Here is a 15351-nt window from a genome sequence, read left to right as displayed (position 1 = left end):
TACATAAGTGTGAAAAAACTTATTGATACAGAAATCATGACTGGTTGCAGAAAGGAAGGATATTTTGATTTACCGTAAGCCGAAGATGCCAGGTGATATCGAGGCCGTACATATGGAAACGCTTCCCTCGCTTCGAACCAAGCTGATGTTTCTGCAGATGACGCCCCATGACTTGAAGCTATTGAAGCGTTTGATCCCTTATTTCGAAAAGTATGCCCAAGCCATTACCGATCGTCATTATGAGCTGCTGTTCGAAATTCCCGAGATGAAGCAATTAATCGAGCGTCACAGCACGCGTGAACGCTTAACCAAGACATTCATCATCTATCTAAATTCCATTCCGAATGTTCAACTGGATGAAGAGTACATTCGGGTACGGCAGCGGATTGGCATTATGCATAGCCATATCCAATTGGCGCCGGAATGGTTCGTATCCTCCTTTTTACGAATATACGAATTCCTTGTCCCGCTGATCCTGCAGGACTTTCGAACTGCTGAAGCATCGGACCTGCTGCTGGCCCTGCACCGTATTTTGATGCTGGATGCCCAGATTGTGCTGGAGGCCTATCAATCCGCTTACGAGTTCCGCTTGCTTGATACGAACAGCGAGACGATGGAGAAGCTGATTCAAATGGACGGAATACATACATTATTAATGTCTGCCGAAGCTTCAATGAAGGATGCCCAGCATATCCAGGAATCCGCGGAGCAACTGACCGCTTCTATCGAGGAAGTGTCCTCGCAGACGACTGAAGCTGCGGCCACGACGGAAAAAATGCTCGGCACGCTCCAGGATAACCGTTCTATCGTCGAGCAGACGATAGACGGATTGGAGGAAATGACCGACTTGTTCCGCGACACCAAATCACGGTTTGAGGAACTTCAGCAATCGCTGCTGGAACTGTCCGGAGTCGTCGATATGATCAACTCCGTTGCGGATTCCACTCATCTGCTTGCGTTGAACGCTTCGATTGAGGCGGCGCGGGCCGGTGAAGAAGGGCGCGGGTTCGCTGTCGTGGCGGGCGAGGTGCGGAAGCTGTCGGAACAGACCAAGACCTCCGTAGGCGAGGTATATGATGTCATCGCCAACATCCAGCAGCTGGCGACATCCGTTCAGGAACGTACCGACCTGATGGCTGGCAAGATGGAGCTGCAGCATGAGAAGAACCGTGGGGCATTCGAACAGTTGGAGGGAATGATGCGCGCGATCGATGAGATGGGAATGTCGGAAGAGTCGATAGCCTCGATCGTCGAACAGCAAGCGGCAGCCACGGTAGAAATCACGGAGCATATGAAGGAAATCGTCGATCAGACCCGGCAGGTCGTTACGCTGGCAATAGACACAGGGGAACAATTATATGATACGAGCCGCTCGGTGGAAGGGCTGCGGTCAGAGTCGCTGCAATGGTTCCATCATTTGAACGATTCTCAGCTTCTGCGGGTTCTCAAGACCGACCATTTGTTATGGAAATGGTGGATCTATAATCGGATGCTTGGTTACGATAAGAGCGATATTCAAATTATCGGCAATTCACATCAATGCCGGCTCGGGAAATGGATTGAAGCGCAAAAGTCCAATCCGGGGTCGTTGGTTAATGAGCAGCCGGCGTTCCGAGAGATGGTCGAACGGCATGATCAAGTGCATTCTCTGGCGGAGACGGCAGCACGGCAGATCGACGCTGGACAGACGGAGCAAGCCATCCAGAGCTATCGGCAGCTTGGTGAGCTGTCCTCACAACTGCTGGAGGATCTCGATGGCCTGCGAACGCTGTTGGATCAGCATTCACCTAAGTGCCGCTTCGTATAGCATCAGGAGCAGCATTCACCCAAGTGCCGCAGGTATAGCATCAGGAGCAGCATTCACCCAAATAACGCTACGCATAGCACTAGGATAAGGGATCAGCGAGAATGACAGTTGCCGCCTGATGAAATCGACATAGATTGATTGCCCGGGAAATGAATTTCGACAGGCAGGGAAGGATGCTGTAATTCTCGTATCGGCTATCGAAAATAGAGAGAAGCCCCGCTGCGCTTGCGCGTTCGGGGCTTCCAAGATTGCACGGAGGCTATCTGCCTCTATGTTTATCTTTTTTCTTCTGGATGCGAATGCTCCGTTTTTTCTCCTTGAGAGCCTCGCGCTGTTCGCGGGAACGTACCGTCCGCTCTTTCTTCCTCGATTCGAGTTCCAGCCTCAGCGCTTCATGAGATTGCGACGAAATTCCGTGCCGCTGCATCTCTCTGGCGACGATTCTGGCAAGCCGCTTCGGATTGACCGGACGTTTGCAGGCGGTCTCCGTTCCAACGCCGGACTGAACCCTCTCCATTAGCGGATTCATCCGGGTATTCACGAATTCCATTACTTCGGCATCCTTGGGCTCGGCACCAAATACATGGCGGTAAGCCTTCACGTGATTGCCGAATTGCTCCTCAACTACGCCCACCCAGAACGGGTCCTCAAAATAAACGGTTAGTTTCACATTCCATTCCCCCTCAATGAACTTCGAGTGAGGGACATCCCGAGGGGGGAAGGTTACTGACATCCGCATCAGCAATATTCATTGTGGAAGCGGATGCGCCCGGACTACCAACCGGACCGTGTTTTTACACTCGATTCTATTATAACGCTTTGACCCGGTTCGACCATAGCACAAATCTTGATGCACAGACGACGCTTACCTACTTCAGCTTGCCTTTCGATTTCAAATAATCTTCTACGAGTGTTTCGCCATGAAAGGCCTGAACCATCATCCAGTCAGTATACAGCTTGCCGAATTTAGAGGTGAACCAATTCGACGTGTACTGATTGCTTAATGTGAACAATTGGTATATTTCACTAACCGTGTTGGTATGCTTAAATCCATTGTCATCCACCCACTGCACTTTGCGCTTCAAATCGACTTTACGGATATCTTTGAATTCCATTTGCAAGATGGAACCATCTTGTTTGTAATAAATGGCAATACCCTTTCATTAGGATGACCCTTCAGCAATCGCCAACCTTTCATATCTCCACTTGCGGCCACATCATACATCTTTGACTTTTTATTCTGGGCCGTCTTGCTCTTGGCAGAATCTTTCTTCGGAGGGTTCAAAATGGAGTCCGGAATCGACCCGACATAGGTTGTATTCGTAGCCTGGTCATATTTCATTTTGAGCCCTAAAATATCGGCTACAGCCTGGAACGAAATATATAAATTTCCTCCGGTCGAGATGGTATCGTCTTCGACTGGTATGCCATGAATGCTTACCTTGTATTCATTCAATATGCCTGTTGTACGGCGATCTCCGGCGACCTCTCCCAGCTCGCCAGTCTTCTTCACCTCTTTGCCGAGCGATTCCCATGCTTCAATAACCTCGTCGGAGATAACTCCGGCCGGAAGCATGCCAAGATAGAAGGCAGTGCTGTCTTCATCGTACAAATAATCAAGTTGGAACAGATTGGCCATCCCTTCGATGGTAGCGTAGGCCTTATCCTTGTAGAGCAGGACGTTGCTTTGCACAAGTTTGCCGTTCACTTTCACACGGGCTTCATTGAAACTGACATTCATTTTTACATTTTCCGCCGCGAACGCGGATACCGGTGCCAGCAACAGCGTGGCGGCCAGAAGCCCGCTAATCACTTTTCTCATTGCTTTCATGGTTATGGCTCCCTTCCCTTCGACATTTCTTTTTGTCCGTATCGTTGCGAACTCCAATTACTAGAATGACTACCGGATATTCATATATGAAAATAGCAGAATTGACCAGTATACGATTGGGTGATTGTGGTACCCACGTCCGGTTGAAATTTGTGAAGGCTGTTCTAAGAGAAGAGGGCAAGATAGATGAATTATGGGGTGAATAAGATGAGAGGCCGGGACGAGCTAAGGGTCCAATGTCCTTACGTCCTTATTAGCACTCTCCCATTGGCTCAGATTTAACAGCCATAAAGCTAGCTGACACTAGGTGTGCAAGCTGGGCCGAAATAGACGAACAATAAAGAGAATTAAGCTGCAAGTGATTTCGAGTGAATTGCGTTAGGTCTTGTATACGGCTTATTTCCAGGGAAAGAACGGGGACAGACGGATGCGCATAACGAAAGCAGCCGTGTCCATGGACTAACGGTGTTATCCAAGTTTTTATGGAAAATAAACTCATCTACATAGCGCTGCAAGTACTTGGGCCCAATTCCGTGAAACGTATCGTTCAGCCAACGGCATGCTTGTTGGAATGTCTGATATAATGGGCTATTTCTGCGTACCCGAAAAAACTGGTCGATAATGGAGACGCGAGCAGTAGAGTTCGGCTCGACATGGTCGTTAATAAACTGTTCGAGCCAGTACGGTACAGGCGTTTTTCGATAACATGCTTCTTGTTCACTAGCGTCATCTTGAGCTGAGGAAGCTCCTCTTCCGGCTCGATGGATTCAGCAACGATTAGAGCGCATTCTCCTGGATGGAGTTCGACAGATGGGCGGTAGGCTCTGCCATAGAATACGACAATGCCCTGAACATCGCCGGACAGCTGCTTCTTAGCGTGAGCATGACTGACTGCAGCCCGTATCTTATGAAGCATCGACCAGGCGGTCTTATATGTAACCTGTATGAGGGAGCGGAGGCGAACGGCATTGATTCCTTCCTGAGCACGGGAAAATAACCAAAACGCGGTCATCCACTTGCGCAAAGGTGTACGACTGCCTTCCATGACCGTGCCGACGGTGGGCGTAGTCTGATGGCGACAAGCGCGGCATTCATAGATGGGAAGCCGGCGGGTCTTCGTCATATAAGCGGTGTGATGCTTGCATCGCGGGCAAGAGAAGCCATGCGGCCATTTCCATTGAACAAGGTAATCGGCGCATGCGGACTCTGTCGGGAAGCGGCGGTACAATTCCTCTAGAGTAGCTATGTTCTCCACTTTATTTAACACCAACGTCTGCCTCCTTCACAAAGAACATTTGTTCTAATTCCATTATATCGAACATAGGTTCTTGTTTCAAGATTGAAATGGAATATCGCGGAAACTTATAGATATTTTGGAGGAGAACATTTTCGGGGCGCGATTCTGATGGGAAGGGATAGTACTGTAGAGGAAGTATTCAGAACATTGCTTGAAATATACTCAAAATATACCCGAAATACACTCGAAGTATACTCGAATAATACCCGCATATATTCGGGAAGTATCGAAAACATATTCGCATTGGGTTCTGATTAGATGGGAGAGTGCTGTTAAGGTACGGAAGACCCCATACTTGCTGGGGAAGGTTAGAAACAGGAGGTGCTCTGCAATAAAATTGCTTTGCAAAAGAAAGCAGGAAAGAAAGCAGGAAAGAAAGCAGGAAAGAAAGCAACAAAGGGAAAGCAAGAAAGTGAAAGCAACAAAGTGAAAGAGCAAAGAAAAGAAGTAAAGAAAAGCAACAGAACAACAGAGCAACAGAGTAAAGTAAAAGAGTAAAGTACAGAGTAAAAAACAGAGTAAAGTAACAGAGAAAAGCGAGCGTTTGTTCTTATCGAAAAAATAAGATAAAGTACTAGATAGAATAGTGTGCGTGCAGGGCGAGGGAGAATGGAGCAGGGAAGGAGCATTAATAATGGGGCGGTAGAAGGAAGCCGAATGTTATTCGGCTTGAGGTTCACGATATTTTGATTCCCGCCAATGCTGAGAGCATCTGGACCGTACGGTGAACGGCTGCTTGGTTACGGACGGTCAAGCGAGGCGGACGCTGGGCTTGGGGCGAAAGCCGACTTTGAAGAAGATACAGCGTTATGCCGTCGATCGGGGTATTATGCTACGTTCTATCTGTGGAGAAGCCTGGAAGACCGCGCGGAAATCTCCACAGATGAACTTGCATTGTACAATAGCGGACCAGGTTAGTCGAGCTGATTCCATTTGTTGCCGAACTCAGGCGTTTTGAAGCTTCCCAGCATGGTCAGCAGCTCACGCGGATCGGTTGAGGAGAGCAGCAGCTGTTCGTGCTCGGCTCTGGCAAATCCGGCTTGGATGGAGTGGCGAATCATCTCAATCATCGGCGTAAAGTAACCCTGAATGTTGAGGACGCCGATCGGCTTTTTGTGGATACCGAGCTGAGCCCAGCTTAGCGCCTCGAACAGTTCTTCGAATGTCCCGAGCCCGCCTGGCAAGGAGATAAATGCATCGGACAGGCGGTGCATGGTCGCCTTGCGTTCATGCATATCCGCTACTTCGATGAATTCGGTCAAGCCGCTATGCATCATCTCTCCGCGGAACAGGCCGCTCGGCATGACGCCGGTGACTCTGCCGCCGAGACGGAGCATCTCGTTGGCGACTTCGCCCATGAGCCCCACAGTCGAACCGCCGTAGACGAGTTCGAATTGCTGTTCAGCCATTGCTTGGCCAAGTTCTTTTGCCAGGTTGGCGAAGTCGGGATGGTTGCCTAGGTTCGAGCCGGCAAATACACATATTTTTTTCATTAGTATGGCATCTCCTTCAATTCGATAGTACGCACTATCTAGTATAGACATCTTACATAAGGAAGGAAAGAGACGGAAATGGATATGAATGCATTTCAGGAATGGGTAAGCGAATTTTACAAGAAACGGGAATGGTCGCAATATAATTCTTTTATTCGAGTTGGTTTTTTGATGGAAGAAGTTGGGGAAGTGGCCAGAGTGGTCCGGGCTCTGGAAATCGGCCGGGATCGTCCGGATGAGACGCAATTATCCTCGGCGGAGCTCAGACAGGAGCTGGTTGAGGAGTTGGGCGATGTTTTGGCCAATCTGCTGATTCTGTCGGAGAAATACGGAGTCGGTCTGTCCGAGATCGCCGAGGCGCATATGAACAAGCTGTCGGAACGGTTCGGCACGGCGTCGCCGACAAAATAGAAGGAAGGGACTGTGCAATGGGGGAGCGCGCTATACAGGCTTGGCCGGATAGGGAGACGCTTCTCTACAGGTGAGAAGCAGTCTCTTCCTAACCTGAGCTGTCAGCCCTTCAGCAAGAACTGGTTGCCGTCCGGGTCGGAGATGCTGGCGTAGGTTCCCCATTGCATCTCATTGGGTTCGCCATTGAACTCAACTCCGTTGGCCTTCATCGTTGCGTATGTAGACATGATGTCGTCACATTCGAACACGATGGAGGCTTTTTGTTCTTCCCAGCCCTTCATCATCGACTTCGGGTAGAGGACGAGACGGCTTCCCCCGCCTGCCGGAGCGACTTCCAGCCACAAGGCGTTGGGACCCATAGGATGCTCCGCGGTCACTGTAAAGCCGACCTTTTCGGTCCAGAACAGTTTGGCTTGCTGCTGATCTTCGACATAGATCGCGACGGTGGCGATTTGCTTGATCATAGAAATGCCTCCTTTTCTCTTTAATATGCGCCGGGCGTCAGAAAATATTTTATCAGCATGGTATTGTATCCGCCTTCAAATTGGCAGACAGCCGCATCACTGGGGAAGTACGGTTGAAGAGAGATGGCGGGTGCATTTACAATGCGGACGAATTTGTGTATAATACATACCCATCAGGGTATGTGTTTTGAACATTTTTTTTGTTCTCTTTTATACAGTGTGGGGTATATGTCAGGAGGGAGAAGCCGGTGTGGATTCTCGTCATGTTATTGATATTGGGCCTTCTGTATGCCGTGTGGGCGCACCGGCCGGTGCAAGGTCTTCGATATTTGCAGCCGCATGAGCTGCAGGCGCTTCTCGAGGGGGAGGCCCCGGTGAAGCAGGTGGATGTGCGCGAGCCGGTCGACTATTATTGCCGCCATATGGAGGAAGCAGTGTCGATGTATGTCGGCCGCTTGCCTTATGTGTGGAGACAGGTACTGAGCCCTGGGGATACTGTCGTGCTGATCGGGGCGCGGAAGCGGCATATCCGCAAGGCGGCGCGGCTGCTGAAGCGCCGTGGCTTCGGCCGAGTGTACGGGTATTTGTACCCGTGCAAGGCGTTCGTGCCGCGCATGCATCCTTGCTGCGGCTGCGCGTAAGCAGAGCCGGCCGATACAGGCTGCGGCGTTGCGGCGGCTGCAGGCGGCGAAGTCCGGTCAGGATCGGCTGCAGATGGAGCCGGCCTGCCGGGAAATAGAAAGACAGAGCAGCCGGGTTGTCTTAGCGCTGCTCTGTCAGTATGATCGGGCCATGCTTCGTGATGGCCACGGTGTGCTCGTATTGGGCCGACAAGCCGCCGTCCCACGTGCGGGCGGTCCAGCCGTCATCGTCGATCCACATCTCAGGTGTGCCTTCGTTGAGCGCGGGCTCGATCGTGAAGACCATCCCTTCCTGGAATCGGAAGCCTCGCCCGGGCTTGCCGACATGGGCGAACTTCGGCTCCTCATGCAGGGCGCGGCCGACCCCGTGCCCGAGCAGATCGCGGACGACCGAGTAGCCGTTCGCCTCGGCATGCTTCTGGATGGCGTGAGTGACATCGCCAATCCGGTTGCCCGGGAGCGCCTTCTTAATGCCGATATCAAGGCATTCCTTCGCGACCCGCATGAGCCGGCGCGCGGCTGATGATATGTCGCCGACCCCATAGCACCATGCGGAATCGCCCACCCATCCGTCGTACACCGCGACGACGTCGATTTTGACGATATCGCCATTCCGCAGCGGCTCCCGACTGGGAAACCCGTGGGCGATGACATCGTTCACCGAGGCGCAGGTCGCATACGGAAATCCTTTGTAGCCCTTCGTATATTGCTGTCCGCCTTGCTTTTCAATGTAGCGCTCCACGAAATCATTCAGCTCGAGCGTGCTGACGCCGGGCCGGATTCGCTTGGCCAGCTCGCGGTGGCAGGCTGCGACAAGCTGCCCCGCCCCTTTCATCTGCTCAATCTCCGCTGCCGTCTTCAGCTTCACCATCGCGTTGTCTCTCCTTCATCAGAACCTGTTCATCGGAATCCCTGCTCCATTCGATCTTACTTCAACAGAATCCTGTGCTGCCTGAATTCTGCCTTTTATGGGAAAGCGGTCAGATCTAAAACGGTCTGATCGGTAACTGCCGCAGCGGCTCGCAGAGCGGTTGAGACACTCCGCCGGCATGCGGACAATCACCTGATTAGGGTCCTTTGCAGTAAATATATGCCTGAAATGCGCGATGGTGAGTGCGGACGGAATAATTAGCAGTAGTTCGCCGCGATGCCGGCGGCCAGGTCGCGAATGCGGAGGCGGACCGATTCCGGATCCAGCACCTCGGCCTCGGGGCCGAAGCTGAGAATAAAGCCGTACAGCCAAGCATTGTCGGGCAAGGAGACGTTGGCGATCGAATGTCCCGTCTCATCCTCCTGGAGCGACTCCGCCCCGAACCACTCTTCGGCGACATGCCGGATGCCAGGCCCGAAGCGAAGCGTGAGGGAGACGGTGCGCTCGGGAGCATGCCATTCCTTGTCCCATGGCCGTTCCTCCAGGGCGATGTCTTCGCGCTCGAATCGGGTGTCCAGCGGCTCCAACCGCTTCATTCGGACGAGCTTGAAGAAGCGGAACCCGAGCTTGCCGGTGCAGTACGCGTATAAATACCAGGCATGCCCCTTCAGCACAAGGGTGTAGGGCTGCACGATCCGTTCCGTTGCCACTCCCTCGGCGCTGCGATAGGAGAAGCGGACGGCCTGCCGTTCTTCAATCGTTTTTTTTAGCGTCCAAATCATCGCTTCCAGCTTCTCATGGTTCCCCCAGGGGGATAAATCAACGACAAATTGCTTCGTCCGGAACTGGAAGTCTTCCGCTTGCGAAGCGGGAATAATGCTGCTGATCTTCTCGACCAGCATGGCGTGACCCTCATCCGGATAGGAGGAGGACACGCTCTGGAGTGCGGTCACGATCGCGGCCAGCTCCTCGTTCGTCAACAGGTTCCGGTCCAGACGGTAGCCTTCGGCGAGTCCGATGCCCCCGTTCGCTCCTTGGTAGGTCACGATCGGGATGCCGGCCTGGTTAATCGCGTCGATATCGCGGTAAATGGTGCGAACCGAGACCTCGAACCGCTCGGCCAAGTCTTTGGCCTGCACGATCGGGCGATTCAGCAGGAGAATGATGATATTGAGCAGGCGATCGATTTTCACAATTGGCGTCCTCCACAGTATCGATTATCGTAAGCGGCATCCCCCACGGGAAGCTGCTCTTTCCTCTATTGTAGTGGATGGTGCAGTGCGGGGAAAGAGGCGGGCAAGGAAGGGGAGCGTTCATTGACTTTTTGGCTTCGGGCCGATATCATGAAGTAATATACTAGATATATACTAGAATATGAACGATTGAGCGATCAATTAATGTTAGAGATTAATGACAGAAACTAACGATAGAGACTAACGATAGAGACTAATGGTAGAGACTAATGATAGAGACTAATGATAGAGACTAAGGCTTAGAGAGTAACGACAGAGAGCTGCAAGTAACGATAAGTTGAAGGAGCGTATAGGATGACGAGCAGACCAAGCCGCACTACGTTTAGACAGCGATTGGACGAAATGGTTACCGTGCTGCGGGATGATATTATTACGGGCCGCCGGGCCGCTGGCGATTATTTGCCCTCGGAGGTGGCGCTTGCGGAGCAATTCCAATTAAGCAAAAATTCGGTCCGCAAAGGCTTGGAGCGGCTCGTCGAGGAGAAGCTGATCGAGAAGGTGCCCCGGGTCGGGAACCGGATCGCGGATCCGGGGGCGTCAGGCACAGTGCTGCTGCGGTTCGGATATTACCGCTCCGTCATCCAGGAGGCGGCGCTGGATCAGCTTATCGAGGGATTCCAGCAAGCTCATCCGCATATACGGGTAGAACTCGTCCCACTTCCGTACGAAAATTATCCCGATGCGGTCTCCGGCTATATCGGGCATGACATGCTGGATGTGGCGACGGTCAATTACAACGATTTCCGCTGGCTCGCGGATGAGGGGCATCATGACCTGCTGGAGCCGCTGGCTCCCCGCACGGAGCAGTATCCGTTCATCGCGGACTGCTTCCGGCATGAAGGGCAGCTCTTGGGCCTGCCGCTTATCTTCTCCCCGGTCATGCTTTGCTACAACCGGGATCATTTCCTGGCGCATGATCTGCCCGAGCCCGACAGCAGCTGGCGGTGGTCCGAGCTGATGACTGCGGCGGAGCGGCTCGGCCAAGAGCCGGGGACGTTCGGCTTCTACTTCCATATGCTCTCGAACAACCGCTGGCCGGTGTTCCTGCTGCAGAGCGGCGGACGATTCGAGCTCAACGAAGCGGGAAATGTCCCTGTCTGCGGAACGAAGCTAATGGAGGGCCTCCGGCTGACCCGCGAGCTAATCGACAGGCAGAGTGCGTATCCGGCCTACCTGTCGGAGAATGATATGGATGCCGAGCGGCTGTTCCTGCAGGGCAAGCTGTCGGTCATTATCGCGACCTATTTCAGCCTGAACCATTTGATGGATGCGCCGTTTGCGTTCGAAGTGGCGCCGCTGCCTTACTTGAACGAGGCGAAGTCGCTGCTGCTCGCTATCGGCCTGATGGTGAACCGGACATCGGCGGTGAAGGAAGCGGCGCTTGAATTGGTCGATTACTTGCTCTCATATGAAGCCCAGCTCCATATCCGGCAGCATACGTTCAGCATCCCGGCGCACAAGAAGGCGGCGGAATGGAACGGGAAGGAAATGTTCCCGCGGCCGAGCCGCTTCTCGATGTACCGCGAAATTATTCCATCCCTCCGCTTCTTCACGGAGCTGGGGCTGTGTTCTGCGGATCTGCAGCACGTATGCAATGCATTGAAGCTGTATTGGTCGCGTCTCGAAGACGAAGCAGCGATGTGCAGCAGACTGGAAGGCCTGCTGTCCGAGAGGGCCGCCCGTTAAGGGCGGTTTTTTTATAGTGTCAAGAGAAAGGTCATCCCAGGCATGGCCGCGATTTTCCGTTATGTCTTTAATTCGTCTTTTTAAAAACAGGATTGACAGCGCTTTCTTTGGGATCTATGATTGTTTACATACCAGATATGAACTACAGCTTGTCTGGGTTATTGCAATCCATGCATGATGATCAGGGGTAATACTGGATTTTGATAAAAAACGGCAAGGAAAGGGAGGCGGGAGCTGTCAAATCATCTTCATTTCAAAGGTAGTGAAAAACTGCTGTCCGGACGGAAGCGAAGGGGATTGGTCTACATCTAGATTATAAAAGTTATGAAAAGAAGGGATGGTCTAACAAGATGACGAAACGTTCCAGTCTGTTGATGCTGGCCTTTGTGCTGGCGCTGTCCATGCTGCTGACGGCTTGCGGCTCGGGAGGAGCGGGAAGCTCCGAGTCCCCGGGGAAGGAAACGGCAACACCGGGCACTGACCAGCCAGAGGGGCAGCAAGAGCAAACGCTGTCCGGCACGATTACGGTATGGGTGCATCCTTATGTGTCGGAGGAGAAAAAGAACGACATGAAAGCGGTGTTCGACGGCGTTATCTCGGAATACAACAGCAAATATCCGGACGTGAAGGTGAAGCTGGAGGAAATTCCGTGGAAGAACCGGGAGCAAAAAATATTAACAGCGCTGGCGGCAGGGAACGGGCCGGATGTGTTCTATCAGCTTCCCGACCAGATCCCGCAGTTCGCAAGCAAGGATGTTCTTGAGCCGCTAGGCCCTTATATGGATGACAATCAGATGGATGATTTCACCCCGGGCGCACTCGCGGCGGGGACGTATCAGGATACGCTGTATGCGCTGCCGATTCTGCAAGAAGCGCAGCTCATGTTCTACAACGCGGACATCATTAAGGAGATTGGTGAGGACCCTTCAGCGCTCCCGCAGACATGGGATGAGTTCAATGTATGGGCCGAGAAGGCCGTAGCGAAGGGCTATTACGCCCGCGATTTCAACGGCGGCAGCGCATGCTGCAACGCAACGCTGTATCCGATTCTGTGGCAGCAAGGCGGCGACGTCATCGACGGCAACGGCGAGATCGTCATCAACAACGAGGCGGGCGTCCGCACGTTCCAGATGATTAAAGATATGTACGACAAGGGTTGGATTCCGAAGGATTCCATTTCGAACCAGGATCAGTCTGCGGAGTTCCTGTCCGGTAAAATGCTGGCGGTCTGGGGCTCGGGCTTCACCCAAACCGTACTGAAGGAAGAGAAGTTCAATTATGCGGCCGGCCCGCCGCTCACAGGCGCGGAGCAAGCCAGCTTCGGAACGGTCGGCATGTTCGCTGTGCCGAAGAACAGCAAGAACAAGCAAGCAGCGGTAGAATTCATCAAAGTATTGACCAATACGGAAGCGCAGAAAAAGTTCAACAAGCTGGCCACTTATATCCCGACCCGGAAATCGGCTTCGTCCATCTATGAAGGGGATAAAGATATGGAAATCTTCCTGGAAGTAACGGCCTATACTCGTCCCGGCGTAATGAGCCCGGTGGCGCGCACCATTATGCCGAAGATCCAGGCCGAGCTCGCCGCGATGCTGGAAGGCGGCAAATCGCCGCAGGAAGCGGCGGATGCGGCGGCGAAGGCGATTCAGGACGATATGAATAAAAGCTGACTCTTGGCGGGATGCGGCGGGAGGGCGCGGACCGGATGTTGCCGGGCCGCCGCTCAGCCCGCTGCCTCGCGTGGCGCTGCCGGCCTCATTAACAGGGATGGAAGGTGATAGCACGTGCTAACAGTGAAGCAGGGAGCCGCCGCTCGGGAATCTGCCGCACGGCGGCCGCCGGGAGAGCGGTTCCGGCAGGAATTCCGGCGGAACGCCATCGTGTACGTATTTTTGATTCCGATACTGATCCATTTTCTTATTTTCCAAGTGTTCCCGCTGGCCTTCAGTCTCGTGCTGACGTTCATGGATTGGCCTATCATTGGCTCGCCGTCCTTCGTCGGGCTAGCGAACTGGCGTTATTTTTTCACGGACGAGATTGCCTGGAAGGCGATCTGGAATACGGTTCTCTTCTCGGTCTACTATATTGTTCCGACGATGGGGGTCGGGCTGCTGCTGGCGCTGCTGGTTAACTCGGGCGTGCGCGCGGCCGGCTTCTTCAAGAGCTTGTACTTCTTGCCCGTTGTCACTTCATTCGTCATTATTTCGGGAATCTGGGCGTGGCTGTTCAAAGGAACCGAATACGGCATGATTAACTATGTGCTCAGCTGGCTCGGCATCGAGCCGCAGCTGTTCTTCTCGAATTCGTCGCAGGCGCTGCCGGTGCTGGCGGGACTGAGTATTTTCAAAGTGGCGGGAAGCACGATGGTCTACTATTATGCCGGACTCAAATCGATTCCGAACCACTTGTACGAGGCGGCCAAGATCGATGGCGCCGGACGTTGGCGCACGTTCTGGAGCGTCACGTTCCCGCTGCTGCTGCCGATTCATTTTTACGTGGCCATCATTACGACGATCGGTTCTTTTCAAGTCTTCGATTCCGCGTTCCTCATTACGGGCGGGGGACCGAACTATGCAACGACGACTCTGGTGTATTACTTGTATGAGGAAGGCTTCACCGGACTTCGCCTCGGATATGCCAGCGTGCTTGCGTATATACTGTTTTTCATCATTTTCGCGATATCGCTCGTACAGCGCCGCGTGCTGGGCAAAGAGGTGCATTACTGATGCGCGCCCCCAGTGAACGCCAGCATCCGAAGGAGGGGCTCGCATGAATATTCGTTTGAAGCATAAAGCCGCCATTTATGTGCTGCTCGTCATTCTCGGCATCCTGTTCTTTTTTCCTTTTGCGATGATGATTCTCGGTTCGCTGCAAAAGGTGGAGAAGGCAACGGCTGATCCGTTGTTCTGGATTCCGACGAATCCGACGCTGTACAATTTCACGTATATTATCGGGCAGAGTTCGTTCTTGGATTGGATTAAGAACTCGCTTGTCATCACACTCATCCCGGTGGCGACCCAGATTTTTTTCGGAGCGGTGCTCGGGTATATTTTCGCCAAGAAGCAGTTCCCCGGCAGGGAGATCGTGTTCTGGCTCATGATGGCTGTCGTCATGGTGCCCGGCCAGCTGCTCATTATTCCGAAGTATATCATGTTCAGCCAATTCGGCTGGATCAACACGTACGGGGCGATTGTCGTTCCGGAGCTGTGGGCCATTATGGGGGTCTTTCTCGTGAGGCAGTTCATGATGACGATCCCGAAGGATCTGGAGGAAGCGGCTTATATCGACGGCGCAGGAGACTTCACGATTTTTTTCCGCATTATGCTGCCGCTCGCGAAGCCGGCCATCGCGACGATCGGGACGTTCGCGTTCATCAGCTGCTGGAACGATCTGTTCACGCCGCTGATTTTCATGACATCGGAAGAGATGTACCCGATTACGGTCGGACTGGCGTCCTTGCTGACGAAGGAAGGGAATTTCGGAATCGAAATGGCGGGAGCGGCTATCTCTTTCGTGCCGACCTTTCTCATTTTCGTCTTCTTCCAGCGGTATTTCACGGAAGGGATCGCCATGTCCGGAATCAAGTCTTAACATCAT

15 protein-coding genes and 1 pseudogene are annotated in these 15351 nt (G+C 52.9%); 8 read left to right on the top strand and 8 right to left on the bottom strand.

Annotation, left to right across the window (positions count from 1 at the left end; all coding sequences use genetic code 11):
• The first annotated feature begins 64 nt into the window (after positions 1-64).
• Positions 65-1807 carry a protoglobin domain-containing protein gene (locus FLT43_RS11185; RefSeq protein ID WP_087444827.1) on the top strand — a complete coding sequence of 581 codons (1743 nt, stop codon included), beginning with the start codon at positions 65-67 and terminating at the stop codon, positions 1805-1807.
• 259 nt (positions 1808-2066) lie between these two features.
• On the opposite strand, the gene FLT43_RS11180 is transcribed toward FLT43_RS11185, so the two are convergent.
• From FLT43_RS11180 to FLT43_RS11165, 4 genes and pseudogenes are all read right to left on the bottom strand, one after another.
• Entirely contained in the window at positions 2067-2477 is a 411-nt protein-coding gene (locus FLT43_RS11180; protein WP_087444828.1) for a YjdF family protein, read from the bottom strand.
• Positions 2478-2676: 199 nt separating this feature from the next.
• Positions 2677-2922 carry a hypothetical protein gene (locus FLT43_RS11175; RefSeq protein WP_115057828.1) on the bottom strand — a complete coding sequence of 82 codons (246 nt, stop codon included), beginning with the start codon at positions 2920-2922 and terminating at the stop codon, positions 2677-2679.
• A complete protein-coding gene (locus tag FLT43_RS11170; RefSeq protein WP_087444830.1) occupies positions 2889-3638 on the bottom strand; it encodes a hypothetical protein in 750 nt (249 codons plus the stop codon). Before FLT43_RS11170 ends, FLT43_RS11175 begins: the two co-directional genes overlap by 34 nt.
• 347 nt (positions 3639-3985) lie before the next feature.
• Positions 3986-4905 (bottom strand): annotated as a pseudogene (locus tag FLT43_RS11165) (IS1595 family transposase).
• A gap of 351 nt (positions 4906-5256) precedes the next feature.
• On the opposite strand from FLT43_RS11165, the gene FLT43_RS29315 reads away from it, so the two are divergent.
• The gene (locus FLT43_RS29315; RefSeq protein ID WP_164776147.1) at positions 5257-5433 is read left to right on the top strand and encodes a hypothetical protein; all 177 of its coding nucleotides are present in this window, start codon (positions 5257-5259) and stop codon (positions 5431-5433) included.
• Between the two features lie 416 nt (positions 5434-5849).
• On the opposite strand, the gene FLT43_RS11160 is transcribed toward FLT43_RS29315, so the two are convergent.
• On the bottom strand, positions 5850-6428 hold the full coding sequence (locus tag FLT43_RS11160) for an LOG family protein (RefSeq protein ID WP_087444832.1): 579 nt from the start codon (positions 6426-6428) through the stop codon (positions 5850-5852).
• A gap of 78 nt (positions 6429-6506) precedes the next feature.
• On the opposite strand from FLT43_RS11160, the gene FLT43_RS11155 reads away from it, so the two are divergent.
• The gene (locus tag FLT43_RS11155) at positions 6507-6839 is read left to right on the top strand and encodes a MazG nucleotide pyrophosphohydrolase domain-containing protein (RefSeq protein WP_087444833.1); all 333 of its coding nucleotides are present in this window, start codon (positions 6507-6509) and stop codon (positions 6837-6839) included.
• Between the two features lie 101 nt (positions 6840-6940).
• Here FLT43_RS11155 and FLT43_RS11150 read toward each other — a convergent pair whose 3' ends face one another.
• The gene (locus FLT43_RS11150; RefSeq protein ID WP_087444834.1) at positions 6941-7303 is read right to left on the bottom strand and encodes a VOC family protein; all 363 of its coding nucleotides are present in this window, start codon (positions 7301-7303) and stop codon (positions 6941-6943) included.
• A 248-nt stretch (positions 7304-7551) separates the two neighbouring features.
• On the opposite strand from FLT43_RS11150, the gene FLT43_RS11145 reads away from it, so the two are divergent.
• Positions 7552-7944, top strand: coding sequence for a rhodanese-like domain-containing protein (locus FLT43_RS11145; protein WP_087444835.1), 393 nt, complete (start codon positions 7552-7554; stop codon positions 7942-7944).
• A gap of 121 nt (positions 7945-8065) precedes the next feature.
• Here the strand turns inward: FLT43_RS11145 and map are convergent, their stop codons facing one another.
• Both map and FLT43_RS11135 read right to left on the bottom strand, forming a co-directional pair.
• On the bottom strand, positions 8066-8815 hold the full coding sequence (gene map, locus FLT43_RS11140; protein ID WP_087444836.1) for a type I methionyl aminopeptidase: 750 nt from the start codon (positions 8813-8815) through the stop codon (positions 8066-8068).
• 257 nt (positions 8816-9072) lie between these two features.
• On the bottom strand, positions 9073-10008 hold the full coding sequence (locus FLT43_RS11135) for a helix-turn-helix transcriptional regulator (protein WP_087444837.1): 936 nt from the start codon (positions 10006-10008) through the stop codon (positions 9073-9075).
• A 354-nt stretch (positions 10009-10362) separates the two neighbouring features.
• Between FLT43_RS11135 and FLT43_RS11130 the strand changes: the two genes are divergently transcribed.
• From FLT43_RS11130 to FLT43_RS11115, 4 genes are all read left to right on the top strand, one after another.
• The gene (locus FLT43_RS11130; RefSeq protein WP_087444838.1) at positions 10363-11754 is read left to right on the top strand and encodes an extracellular solute-binding protein; all 1392 of its coding nucleotides are present in this window, start codon (positions 10363-10365) and stop codon (positions 11752-11754) included.
• Positions 11755-12104: 350 nt separating this feature from the next.
• On the top strand, positions 12105-13424 hold the full coding sequence (locus FLT43_RS11125; protein ID WP_244194378.1) for an ABC transporter substrate-binding protein: 1320 nt from the start codon (positions 12105-12107) through the stop codon (positions 13422-13424).
• A 123-nt stretch (positions 13425-13547) separates the two neighbouring features.
• Positions 13548-14480 (top strand): carbohydrate ABC transporter permease, encoded by a 933-nt coding sequence (locus FLT43_RS11120; protein WP_087445414.1) that lies wholly within the window; start codon positions 13548-13550, stop codon positions 14478-14480.
• A gap of 43 nt (positions 14481-14523) precedes the next feature.
• Positions 14524-15345 carry a carbohydrate ABC transporter permease gene (locus tag FLT43_RS11115; RefSeq protein ID WP_087444839.1) on the top strand — a complete coding sequence of 274 codons (822 nt, stop codon included), beginning with the start codon at positions 14524-14526 and terminating at the stop codon, positions 15343-15345.
• Positions 15346-15351 lie beyond the last annotated feature (6 nt).

The organism is Paenibacillus thiaminolyticus (assembly GCF_007066085.1).
In the GTDB taxonomy this organism is placed as follows: Bacteria; Bacillota; Bacilli; order Paenibacillales; family Paenibacillaceae; genus Paenibacillus_B; species Paenibacillus_B thiaminolyticus.
The sequence above is the reverse complement of the archived record's forward strand: the minus strand, read 5'-3'. Positions and strand labels throughout refer to the sequence as shown.